The organism is Staphylococcus americanisciuri (genome assembly GCF_024814435.1).
Taxonomy (GTDB): domain Bacteria; phylum Bacillota; class Bacilli; order Staphylococcales; family Staphylococcaceae; genus Staphylococcus; species Staphylococcus americanisciuri.
On the sequence record NZ_JANUXY010000006.1, the window covers coordinates 14538 to 34469 of the forward strand.

Annotated in this window: 18 protein-coding genes; 13 read left to right on the forward strand and 5 right to left on the reverse strand. The window is 38.2% G+C overall.

All coding sequences use genetic code 11. From position 1 onward, the window contains the following. Window positions 1–11 precede the first annotated feature (11 nt). Complete coding sequence (locus NXS11_RS06900) at window positions 12–599, reverse strand: CYTH domain-containing protein (RefSeq protein WP_259200082.1); 588 nt, start codon at window positions 597–599, stop codon at window positions 12–14. 131 nt (window positions 600–730) lie between these two features. Between NXS11_RS06900 and NXS11_RS06905 the strand changes: the two genes are divergently transcribed. The 6 genes from NXS11_RS06905 to NXS11_RS06930 are packed head-to-tail and all read left to right on the forward strand — an operon-like array spanning window position 731 to window position 6644. Beyond that, the gene (locus tag NXS11_RS06905; protein ID WP_259200083.1) at window positions 731–1078 is read left to right on the forward strand and encodes a UPF0738 family protein; all 348 of its coding nucleotides are present in this window, start codon (window positions 731–733) and stop codon (window positions 1076–1078) included. Window positions 1079–1094: 16 nt separating this feature from the next. Next, window positions 1095–1736 (forward strand): GTP diphosphokinase, encoded by a 642-nt coding sequence (gene yjbM, locus NXS11_RS06910; RefSeq protein ID WP_259200084.1) that lies wholly within the window; start codon window positions 1095–1097, stop codon window positions 1734–1736. A gap of 2 nt (window positions 1737–1738) precedes the next feature. Further along, window positions 1739–2548, forward strand: coding sequence for an NAD kinase (locus NXS11_RS06915; protein WP_259200085.1), 810 nt, complete (start codon window positions 1739–1741; stop codon window positions 2546–2548). Next, the gene (locus NXS11_RS06920) at window positions 2545–3399 is read left to right on the forward strand and encodes an RluA family pseudouridine synthase (protein WP_259200086.1); all 855 of its coding nucleotides are present in this window, start codon (window positions 2545–2547) and stop codon (window positions 3397–3399) included. Before NXS11_RS06915 ends, NXS11_RS06920 begins: the two co-directional genes overlap by 4 nt. An 18-nt stretch (window positions 3400–3417) precedes the next feature. Beyond that, a complete protein-coding gene (gene mgtE / locus NXS11_RS06925; protein WP_259200087.1) occupies window positions 3418–4803 on the forward strand; it encodes a magnesium transporter in 1386 nt (461 codons plus the stop codon). Window positions 4804–4814: 11 nt separating this feature from the next. Beyond that, the gene (locus NXS11_RS06930) at window positions 4815–6644 is read left to right on the forward strand and encodes a monovalent cation:proton antiporter family protein (protein WP_259200088.1); all 1830 of its coding nucleotides are present in this window, start codon (window positions 4815–4817) and stop codon (window positions 6642–6644) included. A gap of 294 nt (window positions 6645–6938) precedes the next feature. Here NXS11_RS06930 and fabI read toward each other — a convergent pair whose 3' ends face one another. Next, window positions 6939–7709, reverse strand: coding sequence for an enoyl-ACP reductase FabI (gene fabI, locus NXS11_RS06935; protein ID WP_259200089.1), 771 nt, complete (start codon window positions 7707–7709; stop codon window positions 6939–6941). Window positions 7710–7859: 150 nt separating this feature from the next. Beyond that, entirely contained in the window at window positions 7860–8945 is a 1086-nt protein-coding gene (gene cozEa, locus NXS11_RS06940; RefSeq protein WP_259200091.1) for a lipoteichoic acid biosynthesis protein CozEa, read from the reverse strand. A gap of 658 nt (window positions 8946–9603) precedes the next feature. Here cozEa and NXS11_RS06945 point away from each other — a divergent pair. From NXS11_RS06945 to NXS11_RS06955, 3 genes are all read left to right on the forward strand, one after another. After that, window positions 9604–11184: an alanine/glycine:cation symporter family protein gene (locus tag NXS11_RS06945; protein WP_259200093.1), complete on the forward strand. Its 1581-nt coding sequence runs from the start codon at window positions 9604–9606 to the stop codon at window positions 11182–11184. A gap of 79 nt (window positions 11185–11263) precedes the next feature. Beyond that, window positions 11264–12001 (forward strand): alpha/beta hydrolase-fold protein, encoded by a 738-nt coding sequence (locus tag NXS11_RS06950; protein WP_259200094.1) that lies wholly within the window; start codon window positions 11264–11266, stop codon window positions 11999–12001. Window positions 12002–12051: 50 nt separating this feature from the next. Beyond that, a complete protein-coding gene (locus NXS11_RS06955; protein WP_259200096.1) occupies window positions 12052–12561 on the forward strand; it encodes a 2'-5' RNA ligase family protein in 510 nt (169 codons plus the stop codon). A gap of 41 nt (window positions 12562–12602) precedes the next feature. On the opposite strand, the gene ltaA is transcribed toward NXS11_RS06955, so the two are convergent. Both ltaA and NXS11_RS06965 read right to left on the reverse strand, forming a co-directional pair. After that, window positions 12603–13787: a lipoteichoic acid biosynthesis MFS flippase LtaA gene (ltaA, locus tag NXS11_RS06960; protein ID WP_259200097.1), complete on the reverse strand. Its 1185-nt coding sequence runs from the start codon at window positions 13785–13787 to the stop codon at window positions 12603–12605. Then, window positions 13765–14940: a diglucosyl diacylglycerol synthase gene (locus tag NXS11_RS06965; protein WP_259200099.1), complete on the reverse strand. Its 1176-nt coding sequence runs from the start codon at window positions 14938–14940 to the stop codon at window positions 13765–13767. The genes ltaA and NXS11_RS06965 overlap by 23 nt, the downstream gene beginning before the upstream one ends. Window positions 14941–15422: 482 nt before the next feature. Between NXS11_RS06965 and NXS11_RS06970 the strand changes: the two genes are divergently transcribed. The 4 genes from NXS11_RS06970 (at window position 15423) to NXS11_RS06985 (ending at window position 19842) form a co-directional block, all read left to right on the forward strand. Beyond that, complete coding sequence (locus NXS11_RS06970; RefSeq protein ID WP_259200100.1) at window positions 15423–16907, forward strand: UDP-N-acetylmuramoyl-L-alanyl-D-glutamate--L-lysine ligase; 1485 nt, start codon at window positions 15423–15425, stop codon at window positions 16905–16907. Beyond that, complete coding sequence (locus tag NXS11_RS06975; RefSeq protein ID WP_259200102.1) at window positions 16897–17136, forward strand: YueH family protein; 240 nt, start codon at window positions 16897–16899, stop codon at window positions 17134–17136. The genes NXS11_RS06970 and NXS11_RS06975 overlap by 11 nt, the downstream gene beginning before the upstream one ends. A 20-nt stretch (window positions 17137–17156) precedes the next feature. Further along, the gene (locus tag NXS11_RS06980; protein ID WP_259200104.1) at window positions 17157–18719 is read left to right on the forward strand and encodes a peptide chain release factor 3; all 1563 of its coding nucleotides are present in this window, start codon (window positions 17157–17159) and stop codon (window positions 18717–18719) included. Window positions 18720–19044: 325 nt separating this feature from the next. Further along, window positions 19045–19842, forward strand: a complete 798-nt coding sequence (locus tag NXS11_RS06985; RefSeq protein WP_373319391.1) for a TerC family protein — start codon at window positions 19045–19047, stop codon at window positions 19840–19842. Window positions 19843–19932: the final 90 nt, after the last annotated feature.

The window sequence follows — 19932 nt, forward strand, 5'->3', positions numbered from 1 at the left end:
TTTGTACAAACTCAACATTCTTTCATTTTTTGTCGTTCGTTGAAAAAACGTTGTACTTTATTAAAGGGTGGTTGATGTGTGAGTTGATAGGTTGCTAAGATTTTTTGGAATGCTTCATAACCAGCCTTAGCATCTGATACTTCAAATTCTAATTCAAAGTCTTCTGTTCCTAAGTACTCACTATGATCTAAGACGAGTAGTCCAGATGTATGATGATATTCTAAGCGATGTGTTGTTAAACTCCCAAGCACCGTGAGTTGAGATATATCAATGTCGTGACTGTGCAATACGTCTGTAATATCATTTGGTAACAATGCTGCTGGTAATAATGTATCTTGAAGAGGTTGATATGATGTCGAATGATTATATTCTATAAGCCCGACTTCAGCGGGAACTTTCAATGTTATCTCATGTGTTTTATCTTCTCGTATACGAATGCGTAATGCCATTTTGTGCTGTATAATCTGGAAGTCAGGTGTATCGATGTAGTAGTTCGTTTGTGTGAAAGGTTGGACGTTGGGGAAGTATGTTGTTTGGATTTTAGTATATGTCTTTCTATCTAGTAGTTGTTTGAATTCAATTTCTCGTTCTAAAGCCATGTCGGTCACTCCTTTAATTCTTATTATGCAATACATAGATGACCAAGAAAAGGATTTTACAGTAAGCGTAATTGAACGATGAGCCGACGTTGAAATTGTGTTAAACTATAACATGATAAGGAGGAGTACCTATGCGTATTTATGTCAATGAGATTAAAATCAAAGATGATCGTATTTTATGTTATACGGAAGCATCAACAGAAGGATTTACGGAAGCAGGGCAGATGATTGTTGATAGTGATAACTATGCATTTGTTTACCTTTTAGATGATGGCTCGGCGTTTTCGTATTTGATCTTTGTTCAAGAGACATGGTCAATGTTGCATGAACATCGTGATAAAAAGGTTATTATAAACGACTCATTGGAATTGACACATTTCAAATCAGAGTTAGATTATTTATTGGATAACATTGAAGGGAATTCAAATTATGGTAAACCATTTGTAGAAGCCGTAGAACAAACGTTTGAACTAGTATGAAGCGGAGTGAAGAACTATGAATCAATGGGATATTTTTCTAGCACCTTATCGCCAAGCAATTGATGAGTTGAAGATTAAACTTAAAGGATTGCGTAAACAATACGAAGTCACAGAACATCATTCACCCATTGAGTTCGTGACTGGACGTGTCAAACCGATTACGAGTATTATTGATAAGGCAAACAAAAGGGGCATTCCATTCGACCATTTGGCAGAAGAGATGTATGATATCGCTGGTCTGCGCATGATGTGTCAATTTGTAGAAGATATTGACAAAGTCGTAGCACTGTTACGTCAGCGTGAAGACTTTAAAGTGGTTGAGGAACGTGATTATATTAGCAATACGAAACAAAGTGGCTATCGCTCATATCATGTGATTATCGCTTACCCAATCGAGACGTTGAATGGTAAAACAACGGTACTCGCAGAAATTCAAATTCGAACACTTGCGATGAATTTCTGGGCGACGATTGAACATACATTGCGTTATAAATATGATGGTGATTACCCACCAGAAATTCAAAATCGTCTTGAACGAGCAGCTGAAGCGGCATTTTTGTTAGATGAAGAAATGTCAGAAATCAGAGATGAAATTCAAGAGGCACAGAAATATTATTCTAAAAAACGTGCACATAAGCATGAAGACAGTGAGGTGTAGCTATGCGCTATGTCATCTTATCAAAAGGAGATGCGAAGTCAGAAGCGCTGAAATATAAGATGATGCGACATATGCAGGATTTCAAGATGGTAGAAGACAAGGAAAATCCTGAAATTGTCATATCTGTCGGAGGGGATGGCACGTTATTACAGGCATTCCATCAATATAGTCATATGTTATCACGTTGTGCATTTGTGGGGATACATACAGGTCATCTAGGATTTTATGCTGATTGGCTACCACACGAAGTTGAAAAACTGATTATCGATATTCACAATTCAGAGTTTCAAGTGATAGAATATCCATTATTAGAAATAATTGTGCGCTATAATGATGATGGTTATGAAACGCGCTATCTAGCATTAAACGAAGCAACGATGAAGACGGAGAATGGCACGACATTGGTTGTTGACTTGGACATTCGTGGACAGCATTTTGAGCGTTTTCGTGGCGACGGCCTTTGTATCTCTACACCATCTGGGTCAACAGCTTATAATAAGGCATTAGGGGGCGCATTGATACATCCATCGTTAGAAGCAATTCAAATTACAGAGATTGCCTCTATTAACAACCGAGTGTTCAGAACGGTGGGTTCTTCACTCGTATTGCCGAAACATCACACTTGTCATATTAAGCCTGTTAACCATGATGTGATATTAACAACGATTGATCATATCAGCGTCAAGCATAAGAATGTCAATGCTATCCAATATCGTGTTGCAAACGAAAAAATTCGTTTTGCCCGATTTCGTCCATTTCCGTTCTGGAAGCGCGTGCACGATTCGTTTATTTCCAATGGAGACGAAGCATGATATTTAAATACACTGTAACAGAAAGACAGACGCTCAAAACATTTTTATATGAACAACGTTTTTCGAAAAAGACAATCAGCGCCATTAAACAAGATGGCGCTTTACTCATTAACGGCATGCCTCGCACGGTGAGACATGTATTAGAACCAGGAGATGTGGTGGTTGTGAGTCTGCCAATAGAACAACCAAGTGCGGCGTTGATTCCTTATGATCAACCGCTTGATGTTCTATACGAAGATGCGTGGTTGCTAATTGTAGCGAAACCTGCACATCAAAATAGTGCGCCGTCACGAGAACATCCGCATGAAAGTCTCGTTGAACAAGCACTTGCGCACATGCAAAAGCAACATGAACGAGGCATTCCACATATTGTGACACGTTTAGATCGTCACACAATGGGAATTGTAGTGATAGCGAAGTCGCGCCATATCCATCATTTAATGGCAGAGACATCAATTGATAAAATATATGAATGTCTGTGTTGTGGACGGATTGAAGGGGCAGGTGTGATAGAAGCGCCAATTGGTCGAGCGTCTGATAGTATTATTAATCGTGTTGTGACGCCAGAAGGAAAGCATGCGAAAACAATCTATCAACCGATACGGGTAACAGACAAATATAGTTGGTGCCGTGTTCAATTGTTGACAGGACGGACGCACCAAATACGTGTGCATTTTCAACATATCGGACATAGTATTGTTGGTGATAGCCTGTATGGTACACGACATGCGCATTTTCAAACACAACTGTTGAAATGTGCAGAAGTTCAGTTTGCCCATCCAATGACTGAAAAGCGTGTGCGGGTGATGTGTGATATGCCAGATTTTGGAGAATGGCTTAATAAGTTATAAATATTGGAGGTGACGCATATGTCAGTAGAAAATGAAATGTTAATACAAGATGATGAAGAAAAATTCAACAAACCACTCTTAGATGACTTAATACAAAAAGAGGACATCGATGGCTTTCGAGAAGAATTTCTATCGATGCACGCTTATGATCAGAGTGAATATTTTGAAGAAAGTGACGCAGATACACGTCAAAAAATGTATCAGTATTTATCGCCTGAAGAAGTCGCGGATTTCTTTGAACATTTGGAGATAGATGAATCAGATTATGAAGACTTATTTGAAGAGATGAATGCGACATATGCGAGTCATGTATTAGAAAATATGTCATATGATAACGCTGTAGATATTTTAAACGAACTATCGAAGCGTAAAGTTGCAAGTCTCTTAATGCTGATGGATCGTGATGAAGCACAAGAAATCAAAGCGTTATTACATTACGACGAAGATACAGCCGGCGGTATTATGACAACGGAGTATATTTCGTTGACTGTTAATACGCCAGTTCATGAAGCATTGATGCGTGTCAAAGAACAAGCGCCAGATGCGGAGACAATTTATATTATTTTTGTGGTAGATGAGCAGAAAAAGTTAGTCGGTGTCTTATCACTTAGAGATCTTATCATTGCGGAAAATGATACGTATATAGAAGATATTATGAGTGAGCGTATCATCAGTGCGAACGTTGCAGATGACCAAGAAGACGTTGCACAAACGATGAGAGACTATGACTTTATCGCGATGCCGGTAGTTGATTATCAAAATCATTTGCTCGGTATTATCACAATCGATGATATCGTCGACGTTATCGATGAAGAAGCGAGCGAAGACTACTCTCGCTTAGCCGGTGTATCGGATATCGATTCGACCGATGATACTATCTTTCAAACGGCATTGAAACGCTTACCGTGGCTGTTGATTTTGACAGTGCTCGGCATGATTACTGCATCGATTTTAGGCTCTTTTGAATCAACATTGGAAAAGGTTGCGCTACTTGCGGCATTTATTCCAATCATTAGTGGGATGTCAGGGAATTCTGGAACGCAATCACTTGCCGTATCAGTGCGTAACATCTCAACAGGTGAAATTAACGAGAAAAGTAAGTTTAAACTCGCGTTGCGTGAATCAGGCAGTGGTTTTTTAACAGGAATTACGTGTGCAGTTGCCTTATGTTTGATTATTATCGTGATTTATCATCAGCCATTTTTAGCGTTAATTGTAGGCACAAGCTTAACAATTGCGATGACAGTTGGTACGACGATTGGTTCAGTTATACCACTTTTTATGAACAAGTTGGGTATTGATCCGGCTGTTGCAAGTGGACCATTTATTACAACAATCAATGATATTGTCAGCATGTTAATCTACTTCGGTTTGGCAACATCATTTATGAACTATCTCATTTAAGGAGGTCACTTATGGAATTTGTGTCGCTGGTCGTCGTCATTGTCGCAGCATTACTAACGCCGATTATTATTAGCAAGTTGAAGGTCACATTCTTGCCCGTTGTTGTAGCTGAAATATTGATGGGAATTGTGATTGGAAATTCATTTTTAAACTTGGTACATCGTGATGATGTGCTCAATATATTATCTACATTGGGCTTTATTTTCTTAATGTTTTTGAGCGGTCTGGAGATTGATTTTAACGCTTTTAAGAGAGATAAGTCGAAAAAAGACAAAGAGAACACAGAACCCAGTCACCTGAAGTTAGCCATGTATGTTTTTATGTTAATCATGATTGTATCTATCGGTTTAGCATATGGCTTGAAGTGGATTGGCTTAATTGATGATGTGTTATTAATGGTTATTATTATTTCAACCATTTCATTAGGTGTTGTTGTACCAACATTAAAAGAAATGAATATGATGCGTACGACGATTGGACAGTTCATTCTTCTCGTTGCTGTGCTTGCCGACCTTATCACAATGTTGTTGTTGACAGTATATGGTGCTATTAATGCATCTGGTGGTGGCACAATATGGTTGATTGGGATTCTCGTAGGCTTTACGATTCTGTTCTATTTCCTCGGCGGCTTGTTCAAAAGTGCGCCACTTATTAGCAAATTGATGGATGGTACAACACAGATTGGTATTCGTGCGATTTTTGCGCTGATCATCCTGTTAGTTGCATTGGCAGAAGGTGTTGGTGCCGAAAATATTTTGGGTGCCTTTCTAGCAGGTGTTGTTGTGTCGTTATTAGGTCCAGATCAAGACTTAGTAGAAAAACTTGATTCGTTCGGTTATGGGTTCTTTATTCCTATCTTCTTTATTATGGTAGGTGTCGATTTAGACATTCCGTCCTTGATTAAAGAACCGATGTTACTAGCAATCATTCCAGTATTGATTGCAACTTTTATTATTTCTAAACTGATTCCGGTTATGGTCATTAGACGTTGGTTCGACATGAAAACGACAGTGGCAGCAGGTTTTTTATTGACTTCAACGTTATCGCTAGTTATCGCAGCTGCTAAGATAGCTGAAAGTTTGGGAACGATTCGTGAAGAAATTTCCGGTATTATGATTTTAAGTGCAGTCATTACATGTGTGTTTGTGCCGATTGTATTCAAAAAGCTTATCCCAATACCTGATGAAATGCAGCGTACGATTAAAGTGGCAATGATTGGGAAGAACCAACTATCCATTCCAATTGCGCAAAATTTAAGTTCACAATTGTATGATGTTACGTTGTATTATCGTAAAGACTTATCAGATCACCGTACATTATCAAACGATATTACGATGGTAGAAATTGCTGATTATGAGTCTGAAATATTAGAGCGTCTAGGGTTATTTGACAGTGACATTGTTGTATGTTCAACGAATGACGATGAGACTAACTGCAAAGTAGCACTTATGGCGAAAGATCATGGGGTAGAACGTGTTATCTGTCGCTTAGAAACGAACGATTCAGATCAAGTATTGCACAATAACAATATTGAATTGTTCAGTAACTTCCAAAGCAATCAGATTTTATTAAAAGGTATGATTGAAACACCGAATATGCTGAACTTATTGAGTAACGTAGAAACATCCTTGTATGAAATCGGTATGTACAATTATGCATTCGACCAAATGCAATTGCGTAATTTCCCATTTGGTGGAGATATCATTTTTGTACGTATTATTCGCAATAACGAGTCTATCGTGCCACACGGTGATACATACTTACAATATGGTGATCGTCTCATTGTGACAGGTACGAAGGAATATGTGGATCAACTGAAAATTGAATTAGAAATGTTTTAGTAAAATACATTAAAATGGGTAGTGAAGCAATCTACGTCGGTAGGTAGCTTCACTACTTTTATGGCGGAATGGCATGATGAGTCATTCTGCCTTTTTTAGTATTTAAGAAAGAGAGCGGGGTATTAATAGAAACATTCAATTTAAGTTTGAGATTTTATGTTAACGGTAGTAGTTGACGGGCATGAAAATACGCTTTTACCAGCTGTTTTCACCCTTATTCAGATAAAAACAACTCTACAAGTGGTGACTAATACCTTTAGTCGAACTTGCAGAGTTGGATTACGATTTATTTGGTTATCTTACTGCATGGAATCCAGCATCTACGTGAATATTTTCACCTGTGACACCTGATGAGAAGTCACTGAGTAAGTATGCAGCTGTTTTGCCGACTTCTTCTTGGTCTACGTTACGTTTTAATGGTGCACGTTCTTCAATTTCTTTTAAGATAGTTGTGAAGTTACCGACACCACGTGCACTTAATGTACGAATAGGGCCTGCTGAGATGGCATTCACACGAATATTATCTTGACCTAAGTCAGCAGCTAAATATTTAACAGAAGCTTCTAAGCTCGCTTTGGCAATACCCATCACATTGTAGTTTGGCACGGCAAATTCACCGCCAATATAACTTGATGTGACAATACTACCTGAGTCATTCATAATTTTACGTGCTTCACGTGCAACGATTGTTAATGAGTAAGCACTGATGTCATGTGCAAGTAAAAAGCCCTCACGTGAAGTCTCTGAATAACGTCCACGTAAGTCTTCAACGTTCGCAAAAGCGATAGAGTGGAAGACACCATCAATTTTGCCGACTTCTTTGCCAATTTGTTCAAAGCCGTTTTCAATATCACTATCGCTTTGAACGTCAATCTGATAGCAATGTTTTTCAGATTGGTTCAGTTGGTCGATCAGTTTATCTAATTCTTTAAAACTTCTTTCTTTACGATAGGTAAAAACCAGTTTTGCACCTAATTGGTCTAGCACTTTTGCGACACCGAAACCGATGCTACGCTTGTTTGCAATACCCATAATTACAAATGTTTTATTTTCTAAATTCATCACCGTTGTAATGCTCCTTTTCTGAATATCAGTCTAATAATACAATTTTATCATCTGGTACTAAAATTTTACAATCAATAACTATAAAAGTTGAGAAATGTCGCGCAAAAAGCCATTGAACGGCTAAGGTTCAATGGCTCAATGGACGATATATCAATCATGGACAGTACTATGTGCTTTATGCATGATTTGATGACGGTATTTAAAGACATTGCGAACAATCGTCTTCAATACCGCATACAATGGTACAGCTACTAGAATGAGGACAAAGCCCCCTAAACTACCTGAAGCTAAAATAACTACGATAATTGTCAATGGATGAATGTTGAGTGATTTACCCATAACGTTTGGAGTGATAACGTTACCCTCGAGTTGTTGTGCAACAAGCGTTACGATACATACCCAGATGAAAGTTGTAGGACTTTGGATAATACCTAAAATGCCTGCTGGTAAGAATGCCATCCATGGACCTAAGAACGGAATCATATTGGCAAAAATGGCAAACAACACAAGTAATAATGTGTAGTCAAGACCGATAATTGTATAACCAAGATATAAGATGGCACCTAAAATCAAGCTTACTGTTACTTGACCTTGAATGTAAGACATCAATGTTTGGTTTAAGTCTTTTAATAAGTTTACAACGAAAATCTTGCGCTCACCATTAAAGAAGCGTGCAACAGCTGGGATAAAACGTTCGTGATCTTTTAACATATAGATTAAGAAGAATGGGACTAATACAAGTAAGAATAATGTTGAAATAAAGCTTGTGACAATATTTAAAGAGTTAGATAAAATATCTGATGTCATCGTACCAAACTTAGAAATCATTTCGTTAATTTTATTTGTTACTTCACTTGGTAATTTATCACGTTGATCTAAAGCAAAGTTGATTAGATTTTGCGTTTCACGCTGAATATATGGAAGTTGGTGGATTAAGTTTTCAATTTGTGTGGCAATGACTGGGCCAACGACACCAATAATTGCACCACCAATAGCTGTGAGTACAAGTAAAATAATTGTAATACTTGCCCAGCGTGGCACATGCCTTTTCTCCATCATCTTTTGAAACGGTAAACAAATATAGAACAAGAACCCGCTTAATAAAAGGGGGAGTAGGATTGATTGAATAATCACTACGATAGGTTTGAAAATAAAATGAACGTCTATAAATAACTTAATTAATAAAAAAAGTAGCAACAAAGCTACACCAGATCGAAACCATACCTTGTTGGTCATCACTGTACCTCCTTTTTGAATCTTCAACATACATTATAATCTAAAAATAACAACCATAAAAGATGTGATACACCATAAAAAGTAAAAGTTTTAGTCATAAATCACTATGAATATTAAATAAATCACTGAATATGTTCTGTTAAAATGAAGAAATATTCATCCGTATAATATAGTGATTGATGAGACATAACAGTATCGAATACATATGCCATTATACGTTTGTAGACAAAAATGAGGAAGAAGTTGGACATGAGATGGCGTTGAAATATTTTTTTAGAAAAATGATTTACTTGTTCCAATTCCTCTTAAAGTTTAAAGCTCAGTTATTGTGTTGTAATGTATGGTGCTTGTTATAACGTAGAAGTGTTAGCTTGAATTAGCATAAGATTTTAAAGCGCTTGCCTTAATGTATATACGATGCATTGAATGCGTATCGACATAATTATATCGTCCCATTTTTGATGACGCCTAAAAAGAACTCGGCTATATTTTGCTTATATGTAGGAAGGCAGTCTTATAAAAAGTCAGAATTTTATTGATGTAAAGATAAAGTTGTTAAAAATTAAGTTGCGTAGCGTTTTTTTTACGTGTATACTTGTGTCAGATTTATCAGAATATTTTTGAGGATGAATGCATAAAAATTAATGGGGGTATGTCTATGGTTGAAACAATTGTGGGGTGGTTGAATACAATTGTGTGGAGTAAACCACTTGTATTCGGATTGTTATTTACAGGTGTTGCATTTAGTTTAATGACGCGTTTCTTGCAACTGAGGCACTTTAAAGAAATGGTTCGACTGATGTTCCAAGGCGAGAAGTCACCAACAGGTATTTCCAGTTTTCAAGCGATTGCATTATCACTTGCGGGACGTGTTGGAACAGGGAATATTGTCGGTGTATCAACAGCCATTTTCATCGGGGGGCCTGGAGCGGTTTTTTGGATGTGGATTACCGCATTTCTAGGTGCTGGGACAGCTTATGTGGAGTCAGCACTTGGACAAATCTTTAAGCGTGAAGAAGAAGGGGAGTATCGTGGAGGGCCTGCTTACTATATCGAACAAGGAATTCGTGGTAAGTTTGGTAAGGCATATGCGATTCTATTTGCGCTTGTAACGATTGTATCAGTAGGTTTATTGTTACCGGGCGTACAATCGAATGCCATTGCGAGTTCTATGCATAATGCATTCGGTATTCCAACATGGGTGATTGCAATTGCATTAATGATTATTTTAGTAATGATTATTTTTGGGGGCGTTAAATGGATTGCAACGGTTGCGACAGCTGTTGTACCAGTAATGGCAATTCTCTACATATTGATGGCAGTTGTTATCATTATTTTAAATATTCAAGAAGTACCAAGTCTTTTTGCATTAATATTCAAGTCGGCATTTGGTATGGAAGCTGCATTCGGTGGTATTATTGGTGCGATGATTGAAATCGGTGTAAAACGTGGTCTGTATTCAAATGAAGCTGGTCAAGGGACGGGTCCACATGCCGCAGCTGCTGCAGAAGTTTCTCATCCAGCGAAACAAGGTCTTGTTCAAGCATTTTCTGTATATGTTGATACGTTATTTGTATGTACAGCGACAGCATTGATCATCTTAATATCAGGTACTTATAATACAACGAATGGAGAAACAACAGCAGATGGTGGACAGCAACTCATTCATGATGCAGGTGTATATGTTCAGAATGCTGATGGTACAAAGGATTATTCTGGGACTGCGATGTATGCGCAGGCAGGTATTGACAAAGCATTGCAAGGATCACATTATCATTTTGATCCAACGTTCTCTGGTTTCGGCTCGTACTTTATCGCAATTGCATTATTCTTCTTTGCATTTACGACTATTTTAGCATATTACTATATCGCTGAAACGAATGTGAGCTTCATTACTAACCGTTTAGCAAAGAGTCAAAATAAACTGTGGCGAAATATCACACGTTTGGTATTAATTGGTGCGACAGGTTATGGTGCGATTAAAACGGCAGATGTAGCATGGGCATTGGGTGACTTAGGCGTTGGTATGATGGCATGGCTTAACCTCATCGCTATTTGGTTGTTAATTAAGCCAGCGCTGCATTCCTTGAAAGACTTTGAGGCACAAAAGAAACAAAACGGTACTGGCAAGACAGCAATCTATCAACCGAGTGCCAAGGATGTGCCGAATGCGACATTCTGGTTAGAAGATTATCCAAAGCGATTGCGTGAAGAGGGAATCGAATTGTCGCAGAAATAAAAATTGTAAGCGTTAAAAGTGAATATATAAAGCGTCTCCTGATACAATAGTGATAATTCGTATGAGGGGGCGCTTTTTTATGACAGATTACCAAGTAGGTATTGTCAACAAGACACAGTTTACAAGTCAACACTTGGAACGTGATGTTACATTGTCTATCTACTTACCTGAAGACTATTCAGTATTTGACAATGCAAAAATCATTTTTTGTTTCGATGGTAGAGACTTTTTGAGATTTGGACAAATTCATCGTGTGTATGAACGTTTACGCCAACAGGGAGAGGTTACACGTGCCATCTTTGTTGGATTTCATTATGAAAGTGTAACAAAGCGTCGTATTGAGTTTCATCCACAAGGGGAGAAGGCTGCAGCAACTGTTCAAGCGGTGGTTCAAGAGATTTTACCATGGGTAGAAAAGACTTTTGCCACGTCTGATGTCGCTGAAGGTCGTATACTTTTAGGGGATAGTTTGGCGGGCAGCATTGCACTATTAACAGCATTTTCTTATCCTCGTATCGTTAATCAAGTGGGTGTGCTCAGTCCACATAGTGACGATGTAGTTGAACAATTGTTTCAGCGTTGCCAATTTCAAGAGATGCTCAATATTTGGCATGTCATCGGTAAGGAAGAGTGTGACTTTCAATTGCCGACAAGTGGGAAGCGTGCCGACTTTTTGACACCTAATCGTGCACTGCATGATAAGATTCAAGCAACTGGCGGGCAATACTTTTATGAAGAGTTGGATGGAGGTCATAACTGGAAAACATGGCGAACGGTTCTACCGCAATTATTAAAATACTTTTTGAGTAACCAATAATCTGAAATTTTGCTATAATGGAATCAAACATAAACAAAGGAGGAATTTCCATGATTTTAGGATTAGCGCTAATTCCATCAAAAAGTTTTCAAGATGAGGTTAATGCTTATCGTAAACGTTATGATAAGCAATATGTTCGAATACAACCTCATATTACCATTAAGAGTCAGTTTGAAGTGAATGACGATGAACTTGAGCAAGTAAAAGCTGAGATTGAGAAACGCATACAAGGGGCACAACCAGCAGAGGTACACGCAACGAAGGCTTCTAATTTTGCGCCAACAACGAATGTCATTTATTTCAAGGTTGAAAAAACGGAAGCACTTGATGACTTGTTTGCACGCTTTGATGGAGAAGATTTTTATGGTGAAGCGGAGCACCCATTTATTCCTCATTTTACAATTGCACAAGGTCTTACAAGTCAAGAGTTTGAAGATATTTATGGTCAAGTTCGACTTGCTGGGGTAGATCACAAAGAAACAATTAATCAGCTATCATTACTGCAATATGATGAAGCAGCTGATAAATGGAAAGAGATTGAAACATACCCATTAGGATAGATAAGAAATATAAAAACGCCTGAGAAAGCTCTCGGGCGTTTTTATGTGCGTATTTGTTTGAAAAAATAGATACCATAAAAACATGCTAAAAATAAGATCAAGGCACCAGAAAAATAAAAAGTGTAAAGTGGACTGCCTAAAAACTGTGATAATGGGCCACCAATCACCGGACCAGCCATAGCACCAAAGCCTTGGATACTGTTAATAACACCCCACGTCTCCTCTTGCTCAGTTGGATGAATGAAACCCGCCATAAAGGTATTCCATGCAGGGAGAAGTAGTCCGTATATGAGACCAACTATTAAAGCAATTATCCATACGATGATGATATTGGTTACAAAAGTAAAGGCGATCATCGCTATACCGTAACATAAAAAGCCACCAAATATCATTGTATATATAAAACGATGCGCATATCGATCAATCAATTTGGATAGACCTAACATTGAAATGGTACAGCCAACACCACCTATTACGATGGCACCTGTATATTCAACAGTTGTGACACCAACAATATTGACAGCATACTGTGGTAGGACAGGAATCAGGGCGCTAATGGCAATACCTTGTAACAAAATGCCTGGAAATAAAAGTAGATGACGTTGAGTCACACTGACAATTTGTTTGAGTTGTTGACGAATATTCTTAGTATGATAGTCAGTGAGCTGTACTTTGACAAAGAAGTAAAGGATAAAGGCAACCGCTACAATCAATGGCATTAAGAAGTTAAATGTAATAGGGTGACTTTTGAAGATAAGATTCATGCCTATCATGCCGACTAATAAGCCAGCAAGCCATGCAAAATAGACATATCCCATTTGTTTTCCACGGGAAGCTTCATTGACATTGGCTAGCATGACAACCCATATTGGACATACTGCAATACCTAACATTAAAGCGCTAGCAATCAGAACGACAGGTGAGGTTGGCATTACAATCACCAGTGCTAAACTAGCAAGGGCTAAAACGAAACCGAGTGTTAGTACGATACGTGGTCCCCAGCGTTTTAATATAAAGCCAACTAAAAAATTTGATACAGCATCAGCAACAAAGTGCACGGAGATGGCAGCTGAAGTGATGCCAACAGCGATGGAAGTTGCTGTTGGCAAAAGCGGTAAATAGCTTAAAACATACATCCCACGTGCAAGTTCCATAAGAAATAAGATGACAATTAATAATGAAAAGTTTATATGATATTGTCGATTATTTAACGAGTAGTTTTGCATATAAAGGAACCTTTCCATAAACATTCTGATACGCTGTCGCATCATGCAATAATTCAAGTAAGTCGTCACAAATTCTTTGTGTTGCATCGGCTATACGTGCATCAGTCATGCGTTGAACCATCTGTTGTCGTATATCAGCATGCTGTAACAGATGTGTAACAATCTCGATGGCTTCACTCGGTGTGTGCGCTATTTTTCCGAAACCTTTATCTTCAAAATAGTAAGCATTCTCCAACTCTTGTCCGGGTGCAGGATTGAGGAAAATCATCGGTATTTGACGTGTAATACCTTCAGAAATAGTAATGCCACCTGGTTTGGTTATCATGAGTTGACTTGCTGCCATCCATTCGTTCATATGTTTGGTATAGCCAAGAATACGGACATTTGGTGTCGTATCAAAAGCTTGTGTCAGTTGATGTTTGAGCTGTTTGTTACGGCCGCAAACCATCACAACTTGTGCGCTTGGTGTTTGATCAATTATTTGTTGAATCATCTCTTCAAAGCCTTTAGATACACCGAAAGCACCTGCAGACATCAAAATAGTGGGTGCAGCAGGATTTAAATTGTGCTGTTGCATCCATTGTGTCGTGTCAATCGGCATTTCAAAGTCAGCTGAGACCGGAATGCCTGTAACTTTCATATCTTGGCTTGGAATGCCGATATTTACGAGCTCTGTTTTAAGATCCTCTGTTGCAACGTAATAACGAGAGGAGTTCGGTGTTATCCAGTTTTTATGCATGCGGTAGTCTGTTAGGACAGTCGCAATTGGAATGTTCATTTTAAATTGCTGAGTTAGCACAGACATTACCGGTGTTGGAAATGTCAATAAAATTAAGTCTGGCTTCTCTTTTAATAGTAGATTTAATAACTTATTTAAGCCGTAGTATTTATAGAAGCACTTGTCCAATTCATCAGGACGACTGTAATAGAATGCTTTATACATACGTCGAAAATATTTAAAACTGTTGATATACCATTGTTTACAAATGGTCGTTAAAATAGGGTGTGCTTCTAAAAATAAGTCATGTTCAATAACAGTTAAGTCATCTAAATTCATCGCATGCAATCTTGATACAATGCTATGCGTCACTTGAATATGACCATTGCCAAAAGACCCTGTTAGTATTAATATTTTTTTCTTTTGAGTACTCATATGAGTGGCCTCCATATATAGTTTAGACGTAAAGATAGAAAAGGCTTATGTTATGTAGATGCGTCGTATGTAAGAACAATCTTTAAACCATATTCTACAGTCTAATCATTTAACCATAGTTTACCGTATCCTAAAACAATTGTGAAAGAAAATATAAGAGGGAATGTGAGACAGAGACTTAATGTTCAACCTAGGTATTGTTGAATATCCTGTTACCCTGCGCTATGCATCATTTAATCAGTGCTTACGAATGCTATTCAGAGTCGATGAAGCGAACCGAAAGCATGCAAGCAACTTTGCCCATCTTATGTATCACACGTCATAATCATTCTACTATCTTAATATATTGCACTTCATGTTACAATACAAAGCGTTTTTATCGGCAATTATGTGATGTATTTTGATAGAAAAATGGTATAACTTATATGATTTTATAATGAAACGTGTATAATAAATGAGTGTAATAAAAAGGAGAGATTTGTGTGAATGCGCAAGAGCTTTTTCAACATATACTAATGAAACAAGTGATAGGAACACTTAATAGAGAAGTAGATGATATTACAACAGATTCACGCACAGCAAGACAAGGGAGTATATTCGTGGCATCGAAAGGCTATACAGTCGATAGTCATCGCTTTGCACAAGATGTGGTGGCACAAGGCTGTCAAATTGTTGTTGTGAGTCGTGAATTGCCATTAGAAGGAGATGTGACACAAGTGATTGTGCCGGATACATTACGTGTGGCAAGTCATTTGGCACATCGACTTTTCAACTTCCCAAGTCAAAAGTTAACAACGATTGGTGTGACTGGTACGAATGGTAAGACATCAATTGCGACGATGGTTCATCATATTTTTCGCAAGCTTAATAAAGGAAGTGCGTATTTAGGTACGAATGGCTTTCAAATTAATGAGCATGTCACAAAAGGTCAAAATACAACACCTGAAACAGTATCATTGACTAAAAAATTACATGAAGCGGTCGAAGCGGGAGCCCAAGCAATGACGTTAGAAGTATCGTCGCACGGTCTCAGCTTAGGGCGTTTGAGCGGTGTCACATTTGATGTTGCGATTTTCTCAAATTTAACGCAAGATCATTTAGACTTTCATGGCACAATGGAAGCGTATGGTCATGCTAAATCATTGTTGTTTAGCCAACTCGGACAAGACGTTTCAAAACCAAAATATGCGATCGTCAATAATGATGATGCTTTTTCTAAGTATTTGAAGACGGTCACGCCATACGAAGTTTTAACTTATGGTATTGAACAAGAAGCACAATTTATGGCGAAAAATATCGAAGCGACGTTGCAAGGCGTGACGTTTGACTTTGTGACCCCATTTGGTACGTATCCAGTGAAGTCACCTTATGTGGGTGCGTTTAATATTGCGAACTTAATGGCAGCAATGCTCGGTGTATGGGTAACAGGTGAAGATTTAGAACGTGTTACGCAAGTTGTTGAAACATTGGAACCTGTTGAAGGACGCTTAGAAGTGTTAGACCCGACATTACCAATTGATTTGATTATTGACTATGCACATACGGCAGATGGTATGACGAAGCTAATTGATGCTGTCCAACCATTCGTAAAGCAGAAGTTAATTTTCTTAATCGGTATGGCAGGGGAACGTGACTTGACGAAAACACCTGATATGGGACGTGTCGCATCACGTGCGGATTATGTGATTTTAACGCCGGATAACCCAGCCAATGACGATCCTAAAATGTTAACGGCAGAGTTAGCGAAAGGAATGACACACGACAACTATGTAGAATTTACAGATCGTGCAGAAGGTATTCGTCATGCGATTGATGTGGCAGAACCTGGAGATACTGTTGTTTTAGCTTCTAAAGGACGTGAACCATTTCAGATTATGGCAGGGCATGTCAAAGTACCACACCGCGATGATTTGATTGGCTTAGAAGCTGCCTATGCGAAGTTTGGAGGTCAACCTGATGAAAATTAGAGAGAGCCATAGTGAGAATTACACAGCTAAAGTATTTATTTACGATAATAAAAAAGAAGATTATTTTGTTGTTGCTGTCCCAGATTTACATTGGTCGATTATGATTGATGATGAACTGTATGGTGAAGCACTGACAGAACATATTATGATGCATCTTTTTAATGTTTTAGATGAAGAAGAAGCAGAAGTATTGGCGTTGCGCATAACGCAATGGGTACAAGAAACATAGAATTTAGAAGGAGTTTTGAGATGAGTATTAAAGATGAAGTAACGGCACGAAAGACGTTTGCGATTATTTCGCATCCGGATGCTGGGAAAACGACTTTGACAGAGAAACTATTGTACTTTAGTGGAGCGATACGTGAAGCAGGGACGGTTAAAGGGAAGAAAACAGGTAAGTTTGCGACAAGTGACTGGATGAAAGTCGAACAAGAGCGTGGAATTTCTGTGACAAGTTCTGTGATGCAATTCGATTATGATGACTATAAAATTAATATTTTGGATACACCAGGGCACGAAGACTTTTCTGAAGACACATATCGTACATTAATGGCTGTAGACAGTGCGGTCATGGTAATTGACTGTGCGAAAGGGATCGAGCCTCAAACATTGAAGTTGTTCAAAGTTTGTAAAATGCGTGGAATTCCCATTTTTACATTTATTAATAAATTGGATCGTGTCGGTAAGGAACCTTTTGAATTGTTGGATGAAATTGAAACGACATTGGGCATTGAAACGTATCCGATGAACTGGCCAATTGGTATGGGTCAAAACTTCTTCGGGATTATCGATCGTCATGCGCGTACAATCGAACCATTCCGTGATGAAGAAAATATTTTGCATATCAATGAAGATTATGAGTTGGAAGAATCTCATGCAATTGCGAATGATAGTGCTTTTACACAAGCGATTGAAGAATTAATGCTTGTTGATGAAGCGGGCGAGTCATTTGATGAAGAAGCATTAAAAAGTGGTGACTTAACACCTGTCTTTTTCGGATCAGCATTGGCGAATTTCGGCGTGCAAAACTTCTTGAATGCATACGTGGATCATGCACCGATGCCACATTCACGTCAAACGGAAGAAGAGACAGAAGTCAGTCCGTTTGATGAGCAATTTTCAGGATTTATTTTCAAGATTCAAGCAAATATGGATCCGAAACACCGTGACCGCATCGCATTTATGCGTATTGTAAGTGGTGCCTTTGAACGCGGAATGGACGTGAAATTACAACGAACAGGCAAGAAATCAAAAATTACACGTTCAACAAGTTTTATGGCGGATGATAAAGAGACAGTAAATCATGCTGTAGCTGGAGATATTATTGGTTTGTATGATACGGGTAACTTCCAAATTGGTGATACATTGGTTGGTGGTAATCAAAAGTTCCATTTCAAAGCATTGCCACAGTTTACACCGGAAATATTTATGAAAGTGTCACCGAAAAACGTCATGAAGCAGAAACATTTCCATAAAGGGATTGAGCAGTTAGTACAGGAAGGCGCAATTCAATACTACCAATCATTGCACACGAATCAAATTATTCTTGGAGCGGTGGGTCAGTTACAATTTGAAGTCTTTGAACATCGTATGAAGAATGAGTACAATGTGGATGTCATTATGGAGCCAGTCGGCAAGAAAATCGCACGTTGGATTGAAAATGAAGAAGATGTAGAAGACAAAATGAATTCAAGCCGTTCTATTTTAGTAAGAGACCGTTTTGATAATAAAGTATTTTTATTTGAAAATGATTTTGCGACACGATGGTTTGAAGAAAAATTTCCTAACATCAAACTCTATAGCTTGTTGTAATAACATAGTTTCGTAATTTTTTATATTGAGTACACAGGTTATCAATTTATGACAATATAGTAATTTGAAGCATTTAGCTATTATTTATTTTAAAACTCTGTTATAATACGTAAGCATAAATTAAATACCTATGACAGTTATGTCAGAGGGGAGTAACTTGGTTAGCGTATGAAGACGTTAACAGCGCTTTGTCGTCATTACGAAGATAGGATCTTCCGGTAAAGCGGGCATATAGAGATGCTAAGTGAGACCTTTGCTATTTATTTAGCGTAGGTCTCTTTAATTTTGTAAAAGATTCTATATGTGAACGTTTGGAAGAGGAGGGATCGTTATGGATCCGAGTTTAATATTATCGTATGGATGGGTTGTCCTCGTACTAGTCTTTTTAGAAGGTTTACTAGCAGCAGACAACGCCATCGTCATGGCAGTTATGGTGAGACATCTCCCACCAAAACAGCGTAAAAAAGCACTGTTTTATGGTTTATTAGGTGCCTTTGTATTTCGTTTTACCGCCTTATTCCTCATTAGTATTTTGGCGAATTTCTGGTGGATTCAAGCGATTGGTGCGGCATACTTACTCTTTATGTCAGCTAAAAATCTATATGAATTCTTTACTAAGAAAGCCCCAGAACATTCAGAAGAAACCATTGATAATGAAGGCGATAATGAAAAAGAAGTGAGTGCAAAAGAATTCTGGGCGACAGTAGCTAAAGTTGAAATTGCAGACATCGCCTTTGCAATCGATTCAATGCTTGCTGCGCTTGCAATTGCAGTAACACTTCCTAAGGTTGGTATTCACTTTGGTGGTATGGATGCTGGACAATTTGGTGTGATGCTGACAGGTGGATTAATCGGTGTTATCTTAATGCGTTTTGCAGCGACACTTTTTGTGGAATTCTTAAACAAATATCCTGGTTTAGAAGGCGCAGCATTTGCCATTGTAGGTTGGGTGGGTATTAAGTTAGTCATCCTTGTGTTGGCACATGATGATATCGGCGTTCTGCCACATGACTTCCCACATTCAGCAACATGGCAGATTATTTTCTGGGTAGTGATGATTGGACTTGTCGTTATCGGTTGGCTCACATCAGCCGTGAATAATAAAAAACATAATCAGTCATAATATAGTACATGGACACACGTATTTGCAGTTGTATGCGATACGTGTGTTTTTATGCTTCTATTTATCGATGTGTGGGACATTCGAGTAAAT

What these genes read in the sequence shown, in the direction of transcription:
- NXS11_RS06900 (WP_259200082.1), bottom strand. Translation starts at nt 599, where the DNA reads ATGGCTTTAGAACGAGAAATTGAATTCAAACAACTACTAGATAGAAAG.
- NXS11_RS06905 (WP_259200083.1), top strand. Translation starts at nt 731, where the DNA reads ATGCGTATTTATGTCAATGAGATTAAAATCAAAGATGATCGTATTTTA.
- yjbM (WP_259200084.1), top strand. Translation starts at nt 1,095, where the DNA reads ATGAATCAATGGGATATTTTTCTAGCACCTTATCGCCAAGCAATTGAT.
- NXS11_RS06915 (WP_259200085.1), top strand. Translation starts at nt 1,739, where the DNA reads ATGCGCTATGTCATCTTATCAAAAGGAGATGCGAAGTCAGAAGCGCTG.
- NXS11_RS06920 (WP_259200086.1), top strand. Translation starts at nt 2,545, where the DNA reads ATGATATTTAAATACACTGTAACAGAAAGACAGACGCTCAAAACATTT.
- mgtE (WP_259200087.1), top strand. Translation starts at nt 3,418, where the DNA reads ATGTCAGTAGAAAATGAAATGTTAATACAAGATGATGAAGAAAAATTC.
- NXS11_RS06930 (WP_259200088.1), top strand. Translation starts at nt 4,815, where the DNA reads ATGGAATTTGTGTCGCTGGTCGTCGTCATTGTCGCAGCATTACTAACG.
- cozEa (WP_259200091.1), bottom strand. Translation starts at nt 8,945, where the DNA reads ATGACCAACAAGGTATGGTTTCGATCTGGTGTAGCTTTGTTGCTACTT.
- NXS11_RS06945 (WP_259200093.1), top strand. Translation starts at nt 9,604, where the DNA reads ATGGTTGAAACAATTGTGGGGTGGTTGAATACAATTGTGTGGAGTAAA.
- NXS11_RS06950 (WP_259200094.1), top strand. Translation starts at nt 11,264, where the DNA reads ATGACAGATTACCAAGTAGGTATTGTCAACAAGACACAGTTTACAAGT.
- NXS11_RS06955 (WP_259200096.1), top strand. Translation starts at nt 12,052, where the DNA reads ATGATTTTAGGATTAGCGCTAATTCCATCAAAAAGTTTTCAAGATGAG.
- ltaA (WP_259200097.1), bottom strand. Translation starts at nt 13,787, where the DNA reads ATGCAAAACTACTCGTTAAATAATCGACAATATCATATAAACTTTTCA.
- NXS11_RS06965 (WP_259200099.1), bottom strand. Translation starts at nt 14,940, where the DNA reads ATGAGTACTCAAAAGAAAAAAATATTAATACTAACAGGGTCTTTTGGC.
- NXS11_RS06975 (WP_259200102.1), top strand. Translation starts at nt 16,897, where the DNA reads ATGAAAATTAGAGAGAGCCATAGTGAGAATTACACAGCTAAAGTATTT.
- NXS11_RS06980 (WP_259200104.1), top strand. Translation starts at nt 17,157, where the DNA reads ATGAGTATTAAAGATGAAGTAACGGCACGAAAGACGTTTGCGATTATT.